We start from the raw sequence: 20,817 nt of genomic DNA, 5'->3' as shown, positions 1-20,817 counted from the left end.
GTCCCATCCTGGACTTTCTACGAAGGAAACAGTTGTGACTTCCACCGCGGCCCACGTACCGGGCACGCCGGCGGCGCCACGATCACCTCGGCCACGGCAGGGCCTGGTCATGTTCGCGCTCATGCTCGCCGTCTTCCTCGGCATGCTCGACGCGCAGATCGTCGCGACCGCCCTGCCCCGGATCGTCAGCGACCTCGGCGGGCTCTCCGAGTTCGCCTGGGTGACGACCGCCTACATCATCGCCAGCAGCGTCAGCACCCCGGTGTACGGCAAGCTCGGCGACCTGTTCGGACGCAAGAACGTCTTCCTCACCGCCATCGTGCTGTTCCTGGCCGCCTCGTTCGCGTGCGGCCTGGCCCAGAACATCGGGCAGCTCATCGCGTTCCGCGTGGTGCAGGGCATCGGCGCCGGCGGCCTGCTGGTCTCGGTGCTCGCGATCATCGGCGAGATGTTCGCGCCCCGCGAGGGTGCCCGTTACTACGGCTACTTCTCGATGGTCTTCGCGGTCAGCGCGCTGGCCGGCCCGGCAGTCGGCGGGGTGCTCACCGACGCGCTCAGCTGGCGCTGGGTCTTCTTCCTCAACGTGCCGCTCGCGCTGCTGGCCCTGATCGCCGTCGGGCTCTTCCTGCACCTGCCCCGCCATCCGCGCCGGCCGCGGATCGACTACGCCGGCATCGTGCTGCTGACCGGCGCGATCGTCGGCCTCACCCTGGTCACCAGCTGGGGCGGGGTCCGCTACGACTGGACGTCCGGGATCATCCTCGGCCTGGGCGCGGCGACGCTGCTGTGCACCGCGCTGTTCATCCTGGTCGAGCGCCGGGTGCCGGAGCCGGTCATCCCGCTGCGCCTGTTCAAGAACTCGACGCTGACCCTGGCCGTGCTAATCGGCGCGCTGGCCGGCGCGGTCTTCCTCGGCTCGGTGAACTTCCTGGCGCTGTTCGTCCAGGTGGTGACCGGCGCCACGCCGACCCAGTCCGGCCTGATCCTGCTGCCGATGATGCTCGGCCTGGTCGCCTCGTCGATGCTGAGCACCAAGCACATCGCCAAGAGCGGCCGCTACAAGTGGTACCCGGTGGCCAGCATGGCGCTCGGCCTGGTCGCCGCGGCGCTGCTGGCCACCATGGACGCCGACACGCCGCGCGCGGTCGCGATCGGCTACATGGTCGTGCTGGGCGTCGCGGCCGGCCTCAACATCCAGGTGCTGGCGATGGCGGCGCAGAACGCGGCGCCCCGGGAGGACATGGGCGCCGTCTCGGCCACCATCCCGTTCTTCCGGACGGTCGGCACCTCGATCGGGATCTCGGTGTTCGCCGCGATCTTCTACGACCGGCTGGCGACCTCGCTGGCCGAGCACCTGCCCGCGGACGCGCGCGGCAGCCTGTCGGTGGACGCGACCTCCTCGCAGGAGGTGCTCCAGCATCTGCCGGCCGCGGTGCGGCACGGGGTGGCCCAGGCGTACGCGGACGCGCTGAGCCCGGTCTTCCTCGCCACCCTGCCGATGCTGGCGGTCGGCCTGGTGCTGGCGCTGCTGCTCAAGGACGTGCGGCTGCGTCAGCACCACCACGGCGGTGACGCCAAGGCGGAGTAGCCGTCCACGCGCCGGTGGTCCTCCCCGTCCCGGGGGAGGACCACCGGCGTTTCACTCGTGCCCGAGCAGCCGGGCGACGGCCGACCGCAGCGACTCCACCGGGTCGGCGGTGACCGCGGGCGCCCGCCAGGCCACGAAGCCGTCCGGACGGATCAGCACCGCGCCGGTGTCGCCGACGCCGTACCGGGCGGGGAACTGCCCGGCCGGGTCGATCAGGTCGGCGCCCACCAGGTAGCGGTCCAGCGGGATGCCGGCCTTCTCGCCGGCCGCCAGCCAGGCGTCGCCGCCGGCCGCGGCCACCAGCGTGAAGTCCCGGTGGACCAGGTCGGCCAGGGACACCTCGCGGTCGCCGTGGCGCAGCGGCAGGTAGGGCGCCCGGGTGCCGGGCCGGCCGGACGCCTCCCGCGGATCCTCCACCACGGCTGGGTCGTCGTCCTCGGTGAGCACCGCGGCCGACCGGTACCGGTGGCCGAACAGCACGGTGGCCTCCGGCTGGTGCCGGGCGGCCACCTCCGGGTCCAGGCCGCTGCGCTGCAGGTAGCGGATGACGCCCTGCTCGACGGTGAACTCGGCGACCGGCAGCCGCTCCGGCTCGTAGGTGTCCAGCAGGCTCGGGGCGGCGGTGCCGCGCAGCACCAGGGCCAGCTTCCAGGCCAGGTTGTGCGCGTCCTGCAGGCCCATGTTGCCGCCGAAGCCGCCGGTCGGCGGCATCACGTGCGCCGAGTCGCCGACCAGGAAGACCCGGCCCGCGCGGAACCGCTCGGCGACCCGGGCGGCGATCTCCCAGCTCGACGCGTCGGTCACGGTCAGCGGCAGGTCCGGCACGCCGGCCGCGGCCCGGACCAGCTCGACGCACCGCTCCGGCGGGTACTCCTGGTGCCCGTCCTCCGGGCGCAGGCTCGGCGCCAGGCACCACAGCCGGGTGCCGGCCGCGCCGAGCTGGCCCAGCACGCCGTGCACGTCCGGGTTGCTGACGAAGCAGAGGAAGAACTTGCGGCCGGCGACCAGCGGCTCCAGGTCGGCCCGGAACAGGATGATCATCTGGCGGCCGAAGGTGCCCCGGCCGGTGGTGCCGATCCCCAGCTCGGCCCGGATCGGGCTGCGGTGGCCGTCCGCGGCGATCAGGTACTTCGCCCGGACGGTGCGCTCGGCGCCGTCGGCGCCACGGATCACCGCGGTCACCCCGTCGGCGTCCTGGGTGTGCCCGACCAGCTCGGTGCCGAAGCGGATGTCGGCGCCGAGCTGCTCGGCCCGGGCGCGCAGGATCGGCTCCAGGCGGTCCTGCCCGATCAGCGTCCACCCGGTCCGGCTCACCCCGTGCGTGTCGTGCCGGAACGGGCCGTCGAACCGGCCGAGCTCCTTGCCGGCCAGCGACTCCACCTGCAGGATGTCGCCGTACTGGGCGTTCGGGGTCTCGGCCGCGCGCACCTCGTCGCCCAGGCCGATCGCGTCCAGCAGCTCCATGGTGCGCGGGCTGGCCGCCTGCGCCCGCGGGTGCGCGGAGATCCGCGGATGCCGCTCGACCAGCAGCGGGCGGATCCCCTGGTGGGCCAGGAACAGGGCGGACGACAGGCCGGCCAGGCTGCCGCCGACGATCAGGACGGGTGTCTCGTCATCAGTCACGGATGCTCCTTCGGATCGGGAATCCCGCCCAGCAAACCGGGACCGGCTGGAGGTTCCGTCGAGGATCGAGCGACATTCCAGCTCCGCCGGGCAGCGTGAGGCCGTCGTACCGTCAAGGAGAAGTGAGGAAATGCCGTGACCCGTCCCAGCTGGGCGCCGCCGGAGATCGACATCGACAGGCCGAGCATCGCTCGGGTCTACGACTACTGGATCGGCGGCTCACACAACTTCCCGGTGGACCGGGAGGTCGGCCGCACCGTCGAACAGGCCAACCCGATGCTGCCGCAGACCTTCCGGGCCAACCGCGCGTTCCTGCGCCGGGCCGTGCGCGAGCTGTCCGGGCTCGGCATCCGGCAGTTCCTGGACGTCGGCTCGGGGATCCCGACCGAGGGCAACGTGCACGAGATCGCGCTCGCCTGCGCCCCGGACAGCCGGGTGGTCTACGTCGACATCGACCCGGTCGCGGTGGCGCACGCCGGGGCGATCCTGGCCGACGAGCCGCGCGCCGTCGCGATCCAGGGCGACATCTTCAAGTGGACGGACATCCTGGACGCCCCGCAGACCCGCGCGCTGCTCGACTTCGACCAGCCGATCGCGGTGATCCTGGCCGCGATCATCCACTTCGTGCCGCCGGACGCCGACCCGGTCGCGCTGGTCGACCGGTACGTCGACCCGCTCGCCCCGGGCAGCTACCTGGTCGTCACGCACGCCGGGGCGGAGACCGTCCCGGACGCCACGCCCGGTTTCGCGGCGCGTTACCAGGGCGCGGTCAACGAGGTGATCTGGCGGGACCGCGCCGAGGTGACGTCCCTCTTCCACGGGCTGGAGCTGCTCGAACCGGGCGTGGTGCCGGTGCCGCTGTGGCGCCCGGAGCCCGGCGGCGACCCGGACGGCCTGGGCGCCGACGCGCCGATGCTGGCCGGCGTGGCCCGCAAGAGCTAGTCCTCGCGCTCCGGCACCGCGGGCAGCGCGGCCAGCGCGTCGACATACTTGATCAGCAGCCGGGCGAACTCCAGGCGCTCCTGCTCCGGCCAGTCCCGGGTGATGTGCTCGTAGGCGGCGCGCTGGTGCTGGCGGAAATCGGCCAGCATCGCGCTGCCCGCGTCGGTCAGCTGCACCACGGTCCGCCGGCCGTCCCGCTGGGAGGCGACCCGGCGCAGATAACCGGCCGAGATGGCGTCGGACACCATGCGGCTCGCGGCCGACGGATCGACCGCGAGCCGCTCGGCGATGTCACCGACGGTGATGTCGTGGTCGGCCCGCTCGGCGGCGTCGTACGCGATCTGCAGCACCCGGGTCCGGGTCAGATCCCGGCGCGAGATCGGTTTCTGCGCGTTCAGCGCGACCGACCGGCCCAGCCGGGAGAAGGCCGGGCCCACCGCGTCCATCAGCTCTTCCGCTCGCGTCGTGCCGCTGGTCGCGTCCATGTCCCCCGCTCCTGAGTCTTATGAGTGACGTCATGCATATGACCTCACCCCGGCGAGATGCTACCGCGCGACGGCTACAGCGTCACTCGACCGGCGCTTGAGTCCCGGATCTGAGAGTGATGGCCGGCGCGGGACCGGCCCGCGCAGTGCAGACAGGAGAGCGCCGTGAGCGACGTCGCCGTCACCACCACCCCGACCGCCGATCATCGCGCCTCGGTGGCCGGCCGGCTGGTCGGCTCCTGGACCACCGTGCTGGACAACGACGGCACCCCGGTCGTCGGCCTGTCCGCCTTCACCGCCGACGGGGGAGTCATCCTCACCCAGCTGAACGCGAAGAACATCGGCCTCGGGAACTGGGCCGCCACCGGCCCGGACACCTTCGTCTACAACGCGCACATCCTGGCCGCCGACGCGGACGGCGGTTTCAAGGGCACCGCGCACATCACCGTGCGCGGCACGCTGACCGCGGCCGACAGCTGGACCGGCGAGGGCGGCGCGACCTTCCACGACGCCGACGGCAAGCCGCTGCGCAGCCACGGCGGGTCGGCGGTCACCGCCACCAAGTACGGCGTCGACCGGTAATGCCGTCCGTCGCATCCTCGGTGGCCTGGGGCGCGCTGACCGCCCGGCTCACCGGTGACCTGATCCGTCCCGGCGACGAGCGCTATCCGCAGGCCCGCGAGCTGCAGCAGGTCGAGTTCGACGCGATCGCGCCGCTGGCCGTGGCCTACTGCGCCACGGTCGCCGACGTGCAGGCCGCGGTCCGCTTCGCCGCCGAGCAGGACCTGCCGGTACGCCTGCGCAGCGGCGGGCACAGCCACAACGGCTGGTCCACCGGCGAGGCGCTGGTCATCGACGTGTCCCGGCTCGACCACATCCGGCTCACCGGCGCCACCGTCCATCTCGGACCGGGGCTGCGCTCGGTCGACGCGCTGGACCGGCTCGGCCCGCTCGGCCGGCAGATCGTCACCGGCACCTTCCCGACCGTCGCGGCCGGCGGCTTCCTGGCCGGCGGCGGCCTCGGCTGGCAGACCCGCCGGTTCGGGGTGGGCAGCGACCGGCTGGTCTCGGCCGACGTGGTGCTCGCCGACGGCCGCCTGGTGCACTGCAGCGAGGAGGTGGAGCCGGATCTGTTCTGGGCGCTGCGCGGCGGTGGCGGCGGCACCTTCGGCGTGGTGGTCGACTACGAGGTCCGCGCGATCGCCGCACCGTACCTGGTCCGCTACGACACCACCTGGCCGATCGAGCGCGCCGCCGAGGTGGTGGCCGCCTGGCAGGACTGGTGCGTGGCCGCCCCGGACACGCTCGGCTCCTCGCTGGTGGTGCTGCCCTCGTTCGGTCCCGGCAAGCCGGCCTCGGTCCGGGTCTGGGGCGTCTCGCTGGGCGGCGCCGACCGGCTCGCCGCCGAGCTGGCGCACCTGGCCGAGGGCGCCGGCAGCGCGCCGGCCGAGTCCCGGGTGACCGGGCCGGAGCCGTACGCCGAGGCGATGCACCGCAGCCTGTGCGGCGACCTGTCGCCGGCCGAGTGCCACCGCGCCGGCAGCAGCCCGGTGGCCCGCGGTCACCGGCATCCGATGACGCTGCGCACCTACCGGCTCACCGACCGGGCGATGACCGCCGCCGAGGCGTCGGCCGCGGTCGAGGCCTGGGACCCGTCCCTGGACCAGGAGCGGTACCTGTTGTTCATCGCGGTCGGCGGGCGGGCGAACGACGTGGATCCGGCGGCCACCGCGTACCCGCACCGGAGCGCCCGGTTCCTGGCCGGCTTCCAGTACGCGCTGCGCGCCCCGAGCCCGGAGGCGATGCCGGCCGCCTGGGCGTGGACCGACCGGACCGCCGCCACGCTGGCGCCGGTGGCCTGCGGGTCGTACGTCAACTTCCCGAGCACCCGCCCGGAGCCGGACTGGCCGTCCCGGTTCTTCGGCGCGAACCTGGCGCGCCTGCGGGCGGTCAAGCGCGCGGTCGACCCGGGCGACTTCTTCCGGCACGAGCAGAGCGTCGCGCCGTGAGGTGGCCACGGTGGTGCCAGACCGGCGCGGCCCTGCTCTGGGAGGGGCTGATCGCGGTCGGCGCGGCGCACTTCGGCGCGGCGGTCCCGCCGCCGACCGGCCTGCGGGCCGAGCGGCTGCTCTGGACCCAGCTCGGCGAGGTCCAGCAACTGCTGCCGCTGCTCGACATGGCGGACCGGGAGGCGGCGTGACCGGACGGCTGGGACCGCTGTTCGTGCTGGACATGTGCGAGCGGTTCAGCTTCTTCGGGCTGGCCGCGACGCTGGTGCTCTACCTGGTCGCGGCGGACGGCCCCGGGCTGCCGGCCGGGCAGGCGGCGGCGGTCTTCGGCGCGTACGTCTCGCTGTCCTTCCTGAGCGGGGGCCTGGGCGGCTGGGTTGCCGACCGGCTGCTCGGCCCCCGTGCCACCGCGCTCACCGGCGGCCTGCTGATCGCCGCGGGGCACCTGCTGCTCGCCACCGTCGCGGTGTACCCGGGGCTGCTGTGCATCGCGGTCGGCACCGGCCTGGTCAAACCGGCCACCGCCGCGCTGGTCGCCGAGCTGCCGTCCGGGCGCACCCACACCGCGTCGCTGTACTCGGTGTTCTACGTCAGCATCCAGTTCAGCGCGATCGCCGGGCCGCTGGTCGCCGGGCTGGCCGCGGACCGGGCCGGGTGGGCGGTCGCGTTCGCCGCCCCGGCCGTGGTGATGGCGGTGGGCCTGGCCGTCTTCGCGACCGGCCCGGTGCCGTCGCACGGCCCGCTGCGCCCGCTGCCGGCGGCGGCCCGGCGGCGGCTGGCGTGGTCCGCGGCCGGCCTCGGCGTGCTGCTCGTGGCCGCCGGGTCCCGGCTGTCGATCACCCCGGTGCTGATCGGGCTGGGCCTGGTCACCGTCGCCGCGCCGTTCGTCGACCTGCGCCTGCTGCGCCGGGCGGTGGCCGACGACCCGGTCGCCGGGCGGCGGCTGGCCGCGCTGGCCTGGCTGCTCGGCGCGTCGGCGGCGTACTGGCTGATCTTCGCGCAGGGCTCGTCGGCGCTGGCGCTGTTCGCCCGCGACCACACCGACCGGACGATCAGCGGGTTCACCGTGCCGGCCGCCTGGCTGCAGGCGCTGCACCCGGCGCTGGTGCTGCTGCTCGCGCCGGTCTACGCCCTGGTGCGCCGGCGGCGGGACATCCCGCGGCGCCCGGCCCGGTCGTTCGCGGCCGCGCTCGCCGCCGGCGGCGCCAGCTTCGTGCTGCTGGCTGTGGCGCAGCGGCAGGCCGCCACCGGGCCGGTGTCCGCGGGCTGGCTGTGCGGCGTCTACCTGCTGCAGGCGGCCGGCGAGCTGGTGGTCGGGCCGCTCGGCCTGGCGATCACCGCCCGGCTCGCGCCGCCCGGGCTGACCGCTCGCTACCTCGGCCTGTACGGCCTGTTCGCGGCCCTCGGCGCGCTGGTCGGCAACCGGCTCTACCTGCTCACGAGCGTGCTGGAACCGGAGATCTACTTCGCCGGCTGCGGCCTGGCGGTGGTGCTGGCCGGGGTCGCCCTGCTGGTGGCCGGACCGGACCTTTCCATCCCGACAAGCGGAGGAATCGATGAGAGAAACGTATACGCCGGTGCTGATCGCCGGGGGTAGCCTGGTCGGCCTGTCCAGCGCGCTGTTCCTGGCCCGGCAGGGCGTGTCCTGCGTGCTGGTGGAGCGGCATCCGGGCACCTCGGTGCACCCGCGCGCGGTCGGCTACTACCCGCGCACCATGGAGCTGCTGCGCCAGGCCGGGCTGGAGGAGCGGGCGCTCAAGGCGGCGGCCGGGTTCGCCGGGCACCGCACCCGGGCCGGGGTCGAGTCGCTCGCCGGGCGGACCACGTTCAGCCGGACCGAGATGGACGAGGACGACCTCGACACGGTCACCCCGTGCCGGCTGCTGCTGCTCACCCAGGACCGGCTGGAGCCGCTGCTCCGGGCGCGGGCCGAGGAGCTCGGCGCGGACCTGCGGTTCGCCACCACGCTCACCTCGTTCACCCAGGACCCGTCCGGGGTGGACGCGGTGCTGACCGACGAGCAGACCGGGCAGCGACTCCGGATCCGCGCCGACTATCTGATCGGGGCGGACGGGCCGCGCAGCCCGGTGCGGGAGGCACTGGGCATTCCCCGTACCGGACGGGGGGTGATCTCGCGGCATGTCAGCATCGCCTTCTACGCGGACATGGCGCCGGTCCTGGACGGACGGCGGTTCAGCGTGGTGCACGTGGGCAACGACCGGGTCCGCGGCATCCTGGTGCACGACGACACGCTGCGCGAGGGCACGCTGATCGTCGGCTACGACCCGGAGCGCGGCGAGAGCCTCGAGGACTTCACCGACTCGCGGTGCGCCGAGCTGGTCCGGGCCGCGATCGGCGTCGACGACATCGACGTACGGATCCGCTCCCGCTTCCCGTGGGACATGGCCGAGTCGACCGCCACCCGCTACGTCGACGGCCGGGTGCTGCTGGCCGGCGACGCCGCCCACGTGATCCCGCCGACCGGTGGCTACGGCGCGAACACCGGCATCGCCGACGCGCACAACCTGGCCTGGAAGCTGGCCGCGGTGCTGGCCGGCACGGCCGGGCCGGAGCTGCTGGAGACCTACGACAGCGAGCGCCGCCCGGTCGGCGCGTTCGCCGCCGCGCAGGGCGCCCTGCAGCTCGCGGTCCGGTCCGGGCAGCGACCGGACGCGGTGGTGCACGACGCGCAGGCGGTGACCATGGGCTACCGCTATCCGGTGCCGGGCGTGGAGCCGGCCGGCCTGCCCGCCGAGCCGGGCACCCGGGCGCCGCACGTCTGGCTGCGCCGGGACGGCGCCGAGAGCTCCACCCTGGACCTGTTCGGGGCCGGGTTCACCGTGCTGGCCGCCGGGCCCGGCGACCGGTGGACCGAGGCGGCCCGGTCGGCGGCCGCCGTCACCGGCGTGCGGATCGACGCCTGCGCGATCGACACGGACGAGTTCCGGCGGGCGTACCGGCTGGAGACCGGCGAGGCGGTGCTGGTCCGCCCGGACGGGTTCGTGGCCTGGCGGTCCCCGGCCGGTCCGGCCGACCCGGCCAAGGCCCTGCTCGCCGCGGTCCGCGGCGTCCTGTTCCCCGCGACGGCATGAACGAGGAGTGACCATGCGAACCGATCTCACCGGCAAGGTCGTGCTGATCACCGGCTCCAGCTCCGGCATCGGGCGGGCGACCGCGCTGGCCTACGCGGCCGAGGGCGCCCGCGTCGGCATCACCTATCACGACAACCGGGACGGGGCCGAGCAGACCGCGGAGGCGGTCCGGGGCGCCGGCGGCGAGGCCGACATCTCCCGGTACGACCTGCGCGACGAACGCACCGCCCGGGAGGCCGTGGAGCGGCTGACCGAGCGCTGGGGCGGCCTGGACGTGCTGGTCGCGAACGCGATCAGCTGGGGCGAGGCGATCCCGCGGCCCGGCGCGCCCCGCCCGGCCTTCGAGGACGTGCCGGCCAAGCAGTGGCAGGACGTGCTGCAGACCACCATCGGCGGCACCTACCACCTGGTGCAGGCGGCGCTGCCGGCGATGCGCGGGCGGCCGTGGGGGCGGATCGTCTTCCTCGGCGCCGGCCTGGCCGACACCGGGGTGCCCGGCGCCGGGTCGTACGGCGCCGGCAAGTCCGCCCTCTACGGCCTGGCCCGCAGCCTGGCCTGGGAGCTCGGCGACCGCGGCATCCTGGTCAACACCGTGGTGCCCGGGCAGACGCTGACCGGCAACGTGCTCACCCACATGCCCGCGCCGGCCCGCGAGGCGAAGGCCGCCACGCTGCCCACCCGGCGGATGTCCACCCCGGAGGACGTGGCCGCCGCCGTGCTGTTCCTCGGCTCGGCGGCCAACGGCAACACCACCGGCGAGACGCTGCGGGTCACCGGCGGCAGCTGATCCAGCGGCGTTCCAGCCCTCTTCCACCCCGGTGCACGACGGTGTGCCGGTCCGAGTACCCGCACCATCGGAGGAATCGCGTGACCACCACCGACCCCGGTCCACTCATCCGCCTCACCATCGCCGACTGTGGCGCCAAGGTCCTGCACAGCGCGGTGCAGCTGGACGTCTTCACGGCGCTCGCGGCCGGCCCGCTGGACGCCGGCGAGCTGGCCGCCGCGGCCGGGCTGCACCCGCGGCTGGCCACCGACTTCCTCGACGCGCTGGCCGGGCTCGGGCTGCTGGCCCGCGAGGACGGCCGGTACCGCAACACCCCGCTCGCCGACACCTACCTGGTCCAGGACCGGGACACCTACCTGGGCGGGTTCATCGATCTGACCAACGAGACGCTGTACGGCACGTGGGGGCGGCTGACCGAGGCGCTGCGGACCGGCGAGCCGCAGCACCTCGACCCGGACAAGGGCGGCTTCGTCGGCGACCGGCACGCCGACCCGGAGAAGATGAAACGGTTCCTGAAGGGGCTGGACGCGTTCAGCGACCGGATGGGCGTGGAACTGGCCGAGGCGGTCGACTGGAGCGGCTACAAGTCGTTCGTGGACCTCGGCGGCGCCCGCGGCAACCTGGCGGCGGTGCTGGTGGAGCGCCATCCGCACCTGGAGGCGACCTGCTACGACCTGCCCCGGACCGCGCCGATCTTCGACGAGCACATCGGCCGGCTGGGCCTGACCGGGCGGATCGCTTTCACCGCCGGTGACTTCTTCACCGACCCGATCCCGTCCGCCGACGTGATCGTTCTCGGTCACATCCTGCACGGCTTCGACGCCGACCGGTCCCGGGCGCTGCTCCGCCGGGTGTTCGAGGCGGTCCGCCCCGGCGGCGCGGTGCTGATCTACGACCGGATGATCGACGACGGCCGGCGCAACGCCGACCGGCTGCTCAGCAGCCTGCACATGCGGCTGGTCAGCCCGGACGGCGGCGAGTACCGGGTGGCCGACTGCCGGGCCTGGGTGACCGCGGCCGGCTTCACCGACGGCGGCGACCGGCCGCTGCTCGGCACGCACACCCTGGTCGTCGGACGGCGTCCCGGGGGCGACCATGACTGACCGCCACACCCCGGTGCTGATCGTCGGCGGCGGGCTCACCGGCCTGTCCACCGCCGTCTTCCTGGCCTGGCACGGCGTCTCCGCCACCCTGGTGGAACGGCACCCGGGCACCTCCGAGCACCCCAAGGCACGGGCGATCAACCCGCGCACCATGGAGGTCTTCGGCGCGGTCGGGATGGCCGACGCGGTCCGGGCCGGCCGGTCGCCGATCTCCGGCAACACCGACCTGGTGCACGTGGAGACGCTGGCCGGCCGGGAGCGGGTCCGGATGCCGAACGCCACCCCGGAGGCGATCGACCGGATCAGTCCGGCCGGCTGGACCCTGATCGACCAGAACCAGCTGGAGCCGATCCTGCGCCGGCGTGCCGAGGAGGTCGGCGCGGACGTCCGGTTCGGCACCGAGCTGGTCGCGCTCCGCCAGGACGGCGACGGCGTCCGGGCCACCCTGCGGGAGCGGTCCGCCAGCCGGGAGTACCAGGTCACCGCGGACTACCTGGTCGCCGCCGACGGCAGCCGCAGCCCGCTGCGGGCGCTGCTCGGCATCGGCCACCACGGCCCCGGGGTGATCACCGAGCTGGTCAGCTTCTTCTTCGACGCCGACCTCACCGAGGCGCTGCGCGGCCGGCGGATCATCGCGGCCTACGTGAACAACGACGAGGTGCGCGGCACGATCATCCCGCTGGACAACGACCGGCGCTGGGTGATGAACGTGTCCTACTTCCCGGACCGCGGGCAGCGGGTCGAGGACTTCGACGACGAGCGGTGCGTGGCGATCGTCCGGGCCGCGGTCGGGGTGCCGGACCTGGCCGTGACGATCGCCGGCGGCAGCCGGCCGGGCTGGGACATCTCCGCCCGGGTGGCCGACCGGATGCGCGACGGGCGGGTGCTGGTGGCCGGCGACGCCGCGCACGTGATGCCGCCGACCGGGGCGTTCGGGGCCAGCACCGGGATCCAGGACGCCTACAACCTGGCCTGGAAGCTGGCGCTGGTGCACCGCGGGGTGGCCGGACCGGGCCTGCTGGACACCTACGACGCCGAGCGCCGGCCGGTCGCCGAGCGCACCGTCGAGCAGGCCATGCTGCGGTTCGCGATCCGGGAGGGCAAGCGCTACGAGGACGTGGCCGCCGCGATGGTCAGCGAGGAGACCATGACGTTCGGCTACCGCTATCCGGACGGCACGCTGGAGGACCCGTTCGCGCCGGACGGCCGGCCCGGCGCCCGCGCGCCGCACGTCGTCCTCGGCGACCGCTCGACGATCGACCTGTTCGGCCGGGACTTCGTGGTGCTCGCCGCCGGCGCGGAGCCGGACTGGACGGCGGCCGCGGCCGCCGCCGCGGCGAAGTTCGGCGTGCCGGTCGAGGCGCACGTGATCGACCCCGGGGTGCCCGGCTTCCGGGACCGGTACGGCCTGGCCCCCGGCGGCGCGGCGCTGGTCCGCCCGGACGGCTTCGTGGCGTGGCGGGCGGCCCGTCGCCCGGCCGACCCGGCCGGCGCGCTCACCGAGGCGCTGCGGACGGTCCTGGCCGTCTGAACCCGGCAGCCCGGCGATGGCTCCTCCCGCGCGGCGGGAGGAGCCATTGATCGTTTCCAGTCGCGCTCCAGCCGAGCCCGAGCACCGGTTGCCAGGCTGGGACCGAAGCGCCCGGCCGCCCGGCCGGGCCGTGGAGGAGGCGCGCATGAGCTTGGTGGACCGGACCCTCACGATGACCGTGCTGACCGGCTCCGGACTTCTGGCCGGGGTCCTGTTCGCGGTGGCGCTCAGCGTCGTCCCGGCGCTGGCCGCGATGACGCCGGACCGCTACGTGGTCACCCATCAGCTGCTCGGCCGCCGCTACGACCGGGTCATGCCGCTGATCAACCTGGCCTCGTTCGGGTCCGCGGTGACCCTGGCGGCGCGCAGCGACGACGGCGCCCGGACCGCGCTGCTGGCCGGGGTGGCGGTCGCCCTGGCCGGCGTCGCCCTGGTGTCCCAGCTCGGCAACGTGCCGATCAACCGGCGGGTCAAGCGCACCGATCCGGCCCGGGTGGACGACTCCTGGGCCGATCCGCGGCGGCGCTGGCGCGGCTGGAACCTGCTGCGCACCACGTTCGCGGTGACCGCCTGCGTGCTGGCCGCCGCCGCGGTGGTGACGCCGTGGTGACCGCGCCGGCGATCGTGCGCAACGTCCCGGCGCCGCACCAGCGGGACGAGGCGATCCGGGCGCGGCTGGCCGGACCGGACCCGGGCCCGATGGGGGAGCGGCTGGTGTTGCTGCACTTCCGGGGCCGGCGTACCGGCCGGGACCTGGAGGTGGTGGCCGGCCTGCACCGGATCGGCGGCGCCCTGCACCTCGCCACCGGCAGCCGGTGGCGGCACAACTTCGCCGGCGGGACGACCGCGGCGCTCACCTGGCGGGGCCGGCGCCGGCCGGCCGAGCTGCGGCTGGTCGAGTCGCTTGACGCCACGGTGGCCGGTTACGCCCGGCTGATCAGCGAATATGGCCGGACCGACGCGGAACGCCGGCTCGGCATCATCATCAACGTGGATCGCACCCCGACCGGCGAGGAGGTCCGCGACGCGGTCCGCCGCTGCGGCCTGTCGCTGGTCGAGGTGCGGCTGGAGGAGGAACAGCGATGAGCGGACTGGCAGCGTGGGTGGACTTCGGCCGGGAGGACGTGGTGCACCCGGCGATCGTCCGGGAGATGTCGCGGCGGCTGCGCCACCGCGGCCCGGACGGCGAGGGGGAGTGGTCGGCGCCGCACGTCGCGTTCGCCGCGCAGCGGCTCGCGGCGGTCGATCCGGCCGGCAGCGCGCAGCCGGCGGTGGCGCCGGACCGGGCCGTCCTGATGCTCGACGGGATGATCTACAACCACGAGGAGCTGCGGCGGGACCTGCACGGACGCGGGCACTGGTACCGCGGCGGCGGGGACGCGGAGGTGGCCCTGGCGGCCTATGTGGAGTGGGGCGCCGACTTCGCGTCCCGGCTGGAGGGGATGTTCGCGATCGTCGTCTGGGACCCGCGCCGGGAGGAGCTGCTGCTGGTCCGCGACCGGCTCGGGGTCAAGCCGCTCTGCTACACCCGGCGCGACGCCGGCCTGCTGGTCGGATCCGAGCCGAAGGCGCTGTTCGCGCACCCGGCCGTCGACCCGGTGGTGGACGCCGACGGGCTGCGCGAGCTGTTCGCCCACGGCAAGCTGCCCGGCACGACCGTCTTCCAGGACATCTCCGAGGTACGGCCGGGGCACTGCGTCCGGTTCGGCAGCCGCGGCCTGACCCAGCAGCGGTACTGGTCCCTGGCGGCGGCGGAGCACCGGGACGACCTGCCGGCCACCGTCGGCACCGTGCGGCGGCTGCTGACCGAGGCGGTGTCCAGCCATCGGCGCGGTGACCTGCCGGTGGACGCGATGCTCTCCGGCGGCATCGACTCCAGCGCGCTGACCGCCCTGGCCGCCCGTGAGGACGCCGGGCTGCGGTCGTACTCGGTGAACTTCGCCGGGTACACCGAGAACTTCCAGCCGCACCCGACGATGCGGGCCACGCCGGACGCGCCGTTCGCCGCGATGGTGGCCGAGCACGTCGGCACCCGGCACACCGAGATCCTGGTGGACCTGGCCGAGCTGACCGACCCGGGGCTGCACCGGGCCGCGATGGCCGCGCAGGACGCGCCGTCGCCGCTCGGCGACATGGACGCGTCGCTGCTGCTGTTCTTCCGCCGGCTCGGCGAGCAGGGCCGCCGCGCGGTGCTCTCCGGCGAGACCGCCGACGAGGTCTTCGACGGCTACTTCTGGGCGTACGACCCGGAGCACAGCAACTCGACCACCTTCCCGTGGGTCTCGTTCGAGCGCGGCCACGACGCGGCGGCCGGTGGTCTGGGCTGCTCGCTGATCGACCTGTCGCTGCGCAAGGAGCTGGACTTCCTGGGGTACGCCGACGGGCACTACCGGGACGCGCTGGCCGAGGTGTCGCACCTGCCCGGCGCGACCGCCCCGGAGCGGCGGGCCCGGGAGGTCACCTACCTGGCGCTGACCCGGTGGGCGCCGACCCACCTGGACCGGGCGGACCGGCTGAGCATGGCGGCCGGCGTGCAGCTGCGGCCGCCGTTCTGCGACCACCGGCTGATCGAGTACGTCTACAACGTCCCGGCCGCGATGAAACGGGCCGGCGGCCGGGAGAAGGGCCTGCTCCGCGAGGCGGTCGGCGACCTGCTGCCCGGGCCGGTGCTGGAGCGGCGCAAGAGCGCCTACCCGACGATCCAGGAGGCCGCTTACGGCGACGCGGTGCGCCGCCGGTTCGCCGAGGTGGCGAGCGACCCGGGCGCCGCGGTCGCCCCGCTGCTCGACCCGGCGGCGACCACGGCCGCGCTGGCCGCGGCGGCCGCGCCGGAGGGCGCGTTCGCCTGGGTGGAGCGGGCCAGCATGGAGATGGTGCTGCAACTGGACACCTGGCTCACCGACTACGCGATCACGCTCCGAGTGTGAACCAATCACGGACAGTGATCCGAGCGGAGTGTCTGACGCCATTCGCATGACTGCTGTCATGTATATGAAATCGGCAACTTGATGTCGATGGTTCGGTGAACCGGGGGCCGGCGCGAGGGCGCCGGCCCCCGGCCCGTCCCGCCGGTCGGCACGCTTTGCGCTGCTGGCGGCTGTTGCTGACAGCCCGCTGAAAGTTTATTCCATTTCCAAAGGCATTCCGACAGGACACGAAACTGTCCGGACCGACGCTTTATCCGGACCCCGAAAAATGGCTTCCCAATTGCATTCCGATGTCACTCGATGTGACGCCGGGCGCTGTGGCGAACATCGCTCCACGTCCCGGAACCGGCTCTGACCAGCTACTTCATCGGAGCTTCATCTTCCCGGATATAAATCATCGGCCCGTTCACAGTCGCCCTCCAGCAATCCTCGAGCACTTGTTAGCCCAATGTCCCATGGCTAGTGTGGGCGACGGCCCGAAGGGACAGCCTTGTGAAGGACGTCAATGGGACGAGGATGGGCCGGGACGGGGGCGAAGTGATCAAGATTGAGTTATTGGGTTCGCTGCGCGTGCGGCGGAAACGGGACCTGACACCGTCGGCGCCGAAGCTGCGCCGGGTGCTGGCCGCCCTGGTGCTGAACGCCAACCTGGTGGTCAGCGTCGAGCAGCTCGCCGAGGAACTCTGGGAGGACAGCCCGCCGGTCAGCGCGCAGACCACCATGCAGACCTACATCTACCAGTTGCGCCGCCGGCTCGGCCTGGCCGAGGAGCAGAGCCGGCCGGCGCAGCCCGGGCCGGCCGGCGACGCGACCGCCCCGGTCCTGCTCACCCGGGTCGGCGGTTACGAGTTGCGGCTCGGCGACAACGCCTGGGTGGACGTGCACGACTTCGACCGGGCGGTCAGCCGGGGCCGGGCCCTGCTCGACGCCGGCCGCCTGGCCGAGGCGGTGGAGAGCTTCGACGCCGGGCTGGCCCTGTGGCGCGGCCCGGCGCTGGTCGACGTCACGGTCGGCCGGCAGCTCTCGGTCTGGGTCACCGAGCTGGAAGAGCGGCGCAAGACCACGATGGAGCGGCGGTTCGGCGCGCTGCTGCAGATGGGCCGGCACCACGCGATCGTCGACGAGCTGGCCGGGGTGGCCGGCACCTTCCCGACCCACGAGGGCTTCGCCCGCCAGCTGATGCTCGCCCTGCACCGCAGCGGCCGGCGGGCCGAGGGGCTGGACGTCTTCCGCAAGCTGCGCGGCCGGCTCGTCGAGGAGCTGGGCGTCGAGCCGTCCGCCGCGCTGCACCGGCTGCACCAGGGCATCCTCGCCGACGACCCGAAGCTCTACGCCACCCCGCACGCGGCCGCCCCGGTGGCCGTGGCGGAGCAGCCGGCGCCGGTCGTCCGGCCGCGCCCGGCCCCGGCCACCGCCACCGCCCGGCCGCTGACCGCGCCGGCGCAGCTGCCGGCCGGGATCCCCGACTTCGTCGGCCGGGAGCAGGAGCTGTCGCTGGTGGAGCAGGTGCTCACGGCCAGCCGGCCGAGCGACGCCGGGGCCCGGATCGTCGAGGTGCACGGGCCGCCCGGGATCGGCAAGACCACGTTCGCGGTCCGGGCCGCCCACCGGGTCCGCGAGCACTTCCCGGACGGGCAGCTGTTCGTCGACGCCTCCGGCCTCACCTCGGGCGACGTCCGGATGGCCGACGTGCTGACCGCCACGCTGCGCTCGTGCGGGCTGCCCCGGGAGACGCTGCCGGAGAGCGTCGCCGACCTGAGCCGGACGCTGCGCAGCTGGACCGGCGACCGGCGGGTGCTGCTGGTGATCGACGACGTGCTCAGCGCCGAGCTGCTCGAGCCGCTGCTGCCCGGCTCGTCCGGCTGCGCGGTGGTCAGCACCAACCGCTACCGGCACGAGGGCCTGGCCGGCGCGCACCGGGTCACCCTGCCGCCGCCCACGCTGGAGGAGGGGATGCGGCTGTTCGCGGGGATCGCCGGGTCCTGGCGGATCGAGGACGAGGGTGAGGTGGTCGAGGAGCTGCTGACCATGTGCGACCTGTTGCCGCTGGTGGTGCGTGGCGTCGCCACCCGGCTGTCGACCCGGCCCGGCTGGAGCGCCGGCCGGCTGCGCGACCGGCTGCGGGTCGACGAGTCGATGTTCCTCGACCTGGCCGCCGGCCCGGCCAACCTGGTCGGCAGCATCGCCCTGAGTTACCGCAACCTGCCCGACGTGCACCGCCGGGTGCTGCGGATGATGGCCACCGCACGGCCGGCCGGCTGGACGCCGCGGACGGTCGCCGACGAGCTCGGCGAGACGCCGGAGGCCGCGGAGACCATCCTGGAACACCTCGTCGACGTGAACCTGGCGGTGGAGGTGCCGGCCCCCACGACGCCCAGCCACCGCCCGCTCACCTCGCTCCCGGAGTACCGCTACCGGCTGCCCCGGCTCACCGCGCTCGCGCTGCGCTCGATCACCCGGGCCGAGGAGTCCGGCCTCTACTCGGCGGCGGTGCCGCTGCCCAGCGCCAACCGGTTCCGCTGGTCCCCCTTCTCGCTCACCGCGGTGCATCCCGCCTGACCTCCGAGGACGACGCGCCCGGCCCGTGATCGGGCCGGGCGCGCCGCCGTTTCATGCCTCGACGCGGGCTCCAGACGGGTTCCATCGCGTCTCCAGATCGCTCGGCGAGGGTGAGCACATCACCTGAGAGCCTGGAGGAAACGTGCACCGAAGCCTGATCGTGGCCAGGATGCAGCCCGGCGACGCGGCGGCCGTGGCCGGCGTCTTCGCCGACTCGGACCGGACCGACCTGCCGCGCATGGTCGGGGTCACGCGCCGGACCCTGTTCCGCTTCCACGACCTCTACTTCCACCTGGTGGAGGCGCCGGAGGACATCACCCCGAACCTCTACCGGGCGCGCAGCCACCCGCTGTACGGCGAGATCAACACCCGGCTCGGCGAGTACATCTCGCCGTACGACCCGGGCTGGCGGGAGCCGAAGGACGCGATGGCCGACCCGTTCTACGTCTGGACGCCCGAGGACGGGCCGGTGTTCGCCGGCGCGGCCGCCGAGCGCCGGAGCGCCTGATGGGCGCCCCCAAGGTCGCGGTCGCCGACGTCGCGGCGAACACTCGGCGCGGCGGTGACATCCGGGTCACGCTCAGCCCGAAGACGGTCGGCTGCACGTCCGGGTTCGGCGGGGTGCTCACGCTGGCCCCCGGCGACCGGGTCACCGAGCACCTGCATCCGCACTCCGAGGAGTTCCTGCACGTCGTCGCGGGCCTGCTGGAGATGTCGGTGGACGGCGTCCCGGTCCGGCTCGAGCCGGGTGACTCGCTGCTGGTGCCGATCGGCGTCCGGCACCGCCTGGTGAACGTCGGCGCCGAGGAGGCCCGCGCGGTCTTCCACCTGTCTCCACTGGCCCCGCGCCCGGAGCTGGGCCACGTCGACCTGGAGGAGACCGGGCCGGGCGCCAACCCGGACGTCGGGGGTGGCTCGTGACCCGCCGCGCGGTGATCACCGGGATCGGCGCGGTGGCGCCCGGCGGCGTCGGCCGGGACCGGATGTGGGACCTGCTGACCGCCGGCCGCACCGCGACCCGCACCATCTCGCTGTTCGACGCGTCGAACTTCCGCTCCCGGATCGCCGCCGAGTGCGACTTCGACCCGGCGGCCGCCGGGCTCAGCCCGCAGGAGATCCGCCGGATGGACCGGGCCGCGCAGTTCGCGGTGGTCTCGGCCCGCGAGGCGATCGCGGACAGCGGCATCGACCCGGCCGGTTACGACCCGGCGCGGATCACGGTGAGCGTGGGCAGCGCGGTCGGCTGCACGATGGGCCTGGAGCAGGAGTACGCGGTGCTCTCCGACGGCGGCCGGCAGTGGCTGGTCGACCACCGGTACGGCGTCCCGCACCTCTACGGCTACATGGTGCCGAGCACCCTGGCCGTCGAGGTGGCCTGGCAGATCGGCGCCGAGGGCCCGGTGGCGCTGATCTCCACCGGCTGCACCTCCGGGCTGGACGCGGTCGGGCACGCGGTGCAGCTGATCGAGGAGGGCGGCGCCGACCTGGCGGTGGCCGGCGCCACCGACGCCCCGCTCTCGCCGATCACCTCGGCTTGCTTCGACGCGATCCGGGCCACCTCGCCGGACAACGACGACCCTGAGCACGCGTCCCGTCCGTTCGACGGCCGGCGCAACGGCTTCGTGCTCGGCGAGGGCTCGGCGATCATGGTGATCGAGGAGGCCGGGGCGGCCCGGCGGCGCGGCGCCCGGATCTACGCCGAGGTGTCCGGCTTCGCCAGCCGCAGCAACGCGTACCACATGACCGGGCTGAAGCCGGACGGCCGGGAGATGGCCGAGGCGATCCGGGTGGCGCTGGACCGGGCCCGGCTCGATCCCGGCGCGGTGGACTACGTCAACGCGCACGGCTCCGGCACCAAGCAGAACGACCGGCACGAGACCGCCGCGTTCAAGCGGACCCTCGGCGCGCACGCCTACCAGGTGCCGGTCAGCTCGATCAAATCGATGATCGGTCACTCGCTGGGCGCGATCGGCTCGCTGGAGATCGCCGCGTCCGCGCTGGCCCTGCACCACCAGGTGGTCCCGCCGACGGCCAACCTCACGGTCGCCGACCCGGAGTGCGACCTCGACTACGTGCCCGGGACCGCCCGGGAGCATCCGATGGACGTGGTGCTCAGCGTCGGCAGCGGCTTCGGCGGGTTCCAGAGCGCCATGGTGCTGAGCCGGTGCTGA

19 protein-coding genes are annotated in these 20,817 nt (G+C 74.2%); 17 read left to right on the top strand and 2 right to left on the bottom strand.

Annotated features, from left to right (window positions below; all coding sequences use genetic code 11):
• Positions 1 to 34 precede the first annotated feature (34 nt).
• Positions 35 to 1,588, top strand: coding sequence for an MDR family MFS transporter (locus BJY16_RS33900; protein ID WP_185043631.1), 1,554 nt, complete (start codon positions 35 to 37; stop codon positions 1,586 to 1,588).
• 51 nt (positions 1,589 to 1,639) lie between these two features.
• Here the strand turns inward: BJY16_RS33900 and BJY16_RS33895 are convergent, their stop codons facing one another.
• Complete coding sequence (locus BJY16_RS33895; RefSeq protein ID WP_185043630.1) at positions 1,640 to 3,211, bottom strand: FAD-dependent monooxygenase; 1,572 nt, start codon at positions 3,209 to 3,211, stop codon at positions 1,640 to 1,642.
• A gap of 135 nt (positions 3,212 to 3,346) precedes the next feature.
• Here BJY16_RS33895 and BJY16_RS33890 point away from each other — a divergent pair, with 135 nt between their 5' ends.
• On the top strand, positions 3,347 to 4,153 hold the full coding sequence (locus tag BJY16_RS33890) for an SAM-dependent methyltransferase (protein ID WP_185043629.1): 807 nt from the start codon (positions 3,347 to 3,349) through the stop codon (positions 4,151 to 4,153).
• On the opposite strand, the gene BJY16_RS33885 is transcribed toward BJY16_RS33890, so the two are convergent.
• The gene (locus BJY16_RS33885) at positions 4,150 to 4,638 is read right to left on the bottom strand and encodes a MarR family winged helix-turn-helix transcriptional regulator (protein ID WP_185043628.1); all 489 of its coding nucleotides are present in this window, start codon (positions 4,636 to 4,638) and stop codon (positions 4,150 to 4,152) included. The two genes, BJY16_RS33890 and BJY16_RS33885, sit on opposite strands and share 4 nt — an antisense overlap.
• A 165-nt stretch (positions 4,639 to 4,803) precedes the next feature.
• On the opposite strand from BJY16_RS33885, the gene BJY16_RS33880 reads away from it, so the two are divergent.
• The 15 genes from BJY16_RS33880 to BJY16_RS33810 all read left to right on the top strand — a co-directional run bounded on the left by BJY16_RS33880 (position 4,804) and on the right by BJY16_RS33810 (position 20,817).
• A complete protein-coding gene (locus BJY16_RS33880) occupies positions 4,804 to 5,220 on the top strand; it encodes a hypothetical protein (protein ID WP_185043627.1) in 417 nt (138 codons plus the stop codon).
• Positions 5,220 to 6,647, top strand: a complete 1,428-nt coding sequence (locus BJY16_RS33875; RefSeq protein WP_185043626.1) for an FAD-binding oxidoreductase — start codon at positions 5,220 to 5,222, stop codon at positions 6,645 to 6,647. The genes BJY16_RS33880 and BJY16_RS33875 overlap by 1 nt, the downstream gene beginning before the upstream one ends.
• Positions 6,644 to 6,838, top strand: a complete 195-nt coding sequence (locus BJY16_RS33870) for a hypothetical protein (protein ID WP_185043625.1) — start codon at positions 6,644 to 6,646, stop codon at positions 6,836 to 6,838. The genes BJY16_RS33875 and BJY16_RS33870 overlap by 4 nt, the downstream gene beginning before the upstream one ends.
• Entirely contained in the window at positions 6,835 to 8,244 is a 1,410-nt protein-coding gene (locus tag BJY16_RS33865; RefSeq protein ID WP_185043624.1) for a peptide MFS transporter, read from the top strand. The genes BJY16_RS33870 and BJY16_RS33865 overlap by 4 nt, the downstream gene beginning before the upstream one ends.
• Entirely contained in the window at positions 8,204 to 9,739 is a 1,536-nt protein-coding gene (locus tag BJY16_RS33860) for an FAD-dependent oxidoreductase (protein ID WP_185043623.1), read from the top strand. Before BJY16_RS33865 ends, BJY16_RS33860 begins: the two co-directional genes overlap by 41 nt.
• Before the next feature lie 13 nt (positions 9,740 to 9,752).
• The gene (locus tag BJY16_RS33855) at positions 9,753 to 10,526 is read left to right on the top strand and encodes an SDR family NAD(P)-dependent oxidoreductase (protein ID WP_185043622.1); all 774 of its coding nucleotides are present in this window, start codon (positions 9,753 to 9,755) and stop codon (positions 10,524 to 10,526) included.
• An 80-nt stretch (positions 10,527 to 10,606) separates the two neighbouring features.
• On the top strand, positions 10,607 to 11,629 hold the full coding sequence (locus BJY16_RS33850) for a methyltransferase (protein ID WP_185043621.1): 1,023 nt from the start codon (positions 10,607 to 10,609) through the stop codon (positions 11,627 to 11,629).
• Positions 11,622 to 13,160 carry an FAD-dependent monooxygenase gene (locus BJY16_RS33845; protein ID WP_185043620.1) on the top strand — a complete coding sequence of 513 codons (1,539 nt, stop codon included), beginning with the start codon at positions 11,622 to 11,624 and terminating at the stop codon, positions 13,158 to 13,160. The genes BJY16_RS33850 and BJY16_RS33845 overlap by 8 nt, the downstream gene beginning before the upstream one ends.
• 145 nt (positions 13,161 to 13,305) lie before the next feature.
• On the top strand, positions 13,306 to 13,770 hold the full coding sequence (locus BJY16_RS33840) for an anthrone oxygenase family protein (RefSeq protein WP_185043619.1): 465 nt from the start codon (positions 13,306 to 13,308) through the stop codon (positions 13,768 to 13,770).
• The gene (locus BJY16_RS33835) at positions 13,764 to 14,246 is read left to right on the top strand and encodes a hypothetical protein (protein ID WP_185043618.1); all 483 of its coding nucleotides are present in this window, start codon (positions 13,764 to 13,766) and stop codon (positions 14,244 to 14,246) included. Before BJY16_RS33840 ends, BJY16_RS33835 begins: the two co-directional genes overlap by 7 nt.
• Positions 14,243 to 16,087 (top strand): asparagine synthase (glutamine-hydrolyzing), encoded by a 1,845-nt coding sequence (gene asnB, locus BJY16_RS33830; RefSeq protein ID WP_185043617.1) that lies wholly within the window; start codon positions 14,243 to 14,245, stop codon positions 16,085 to 16,087. Before BJY16_RS33835 ends, asnB begins: the two co-directional genes overlap by 4 nt.
• Before the next feature lie 537 nt (positions 16,088 to 16,624).
• On the top strand, positions 16,625 to 18,646 hold the full coding sequence (locus BJY16_RS33825; protein ID WP_185043616.1) for an AfsR/SARP family transcriptional regulator: 2,022 nt from the start codon (positions 16,625 to 16,627) through the stop codon (positions 18,644 to 18,646).
• Between the two features lie 142 nt (positions 18,647 to 18,788).
• A complete protein-coding gene (locus tag BJY16_RS33820) occupies positions 18,789 to 19,154 on the top strand; it encodes a TcmI family type II polyketide cyclase (RefSeq protein ID WP_185043615.1) in 366 nt (121 codons plus the stop codon).
• The gene (locus tag BJY16_RS33815) at positions 19,154 to 19,567 is read left to right on the top strand and encodes a cupin domain-containing protein (RefSeq protein ID WP_185043614.1); all 414 of its coding nucleotides are present in this window, start codon (positions 19,154 to 19,156) and stop codon (positions 19,565 to 19,567) included. The genes BJY16_RS33820 and BJY16_RS33815 overlap by 1 nt, the downstream gene beginning before the upstream one ends.
• The gene (locus BJY16_RS33810) at positions 19,564 to 20,817 is read left to right on the top strand and encodes a beta-ketoacyl-[acyl-carrier-protein] synthase family protein (RefSeq protein ID WP_185043613.1); all 1,254 of its coding nucleotides are present in this window, start codon (positions 19,564 to 19,566) and stop codon (positions 20,815 to 20,817) included. The genes BJY16_RS33815 and BJY16_RS33810 overlap by 4 nt, the downstream gene beginning before the upstream one ends.

The organism is Actinoplanes octamycinicus, from assembly GCF_014205225.1.
Classification (GTDB): domain Bacteria; phylum Actinomycetota; class Actinomycetes; order Mycobacteriales; family Micromonosporaceae; genus Actinoplanes; species Actinoplanes octamycinicus.
Note: the sequence above shows the minus strand (reverse complement) of the source record. Positions and strands in the feature narration are given on the sequence as shown.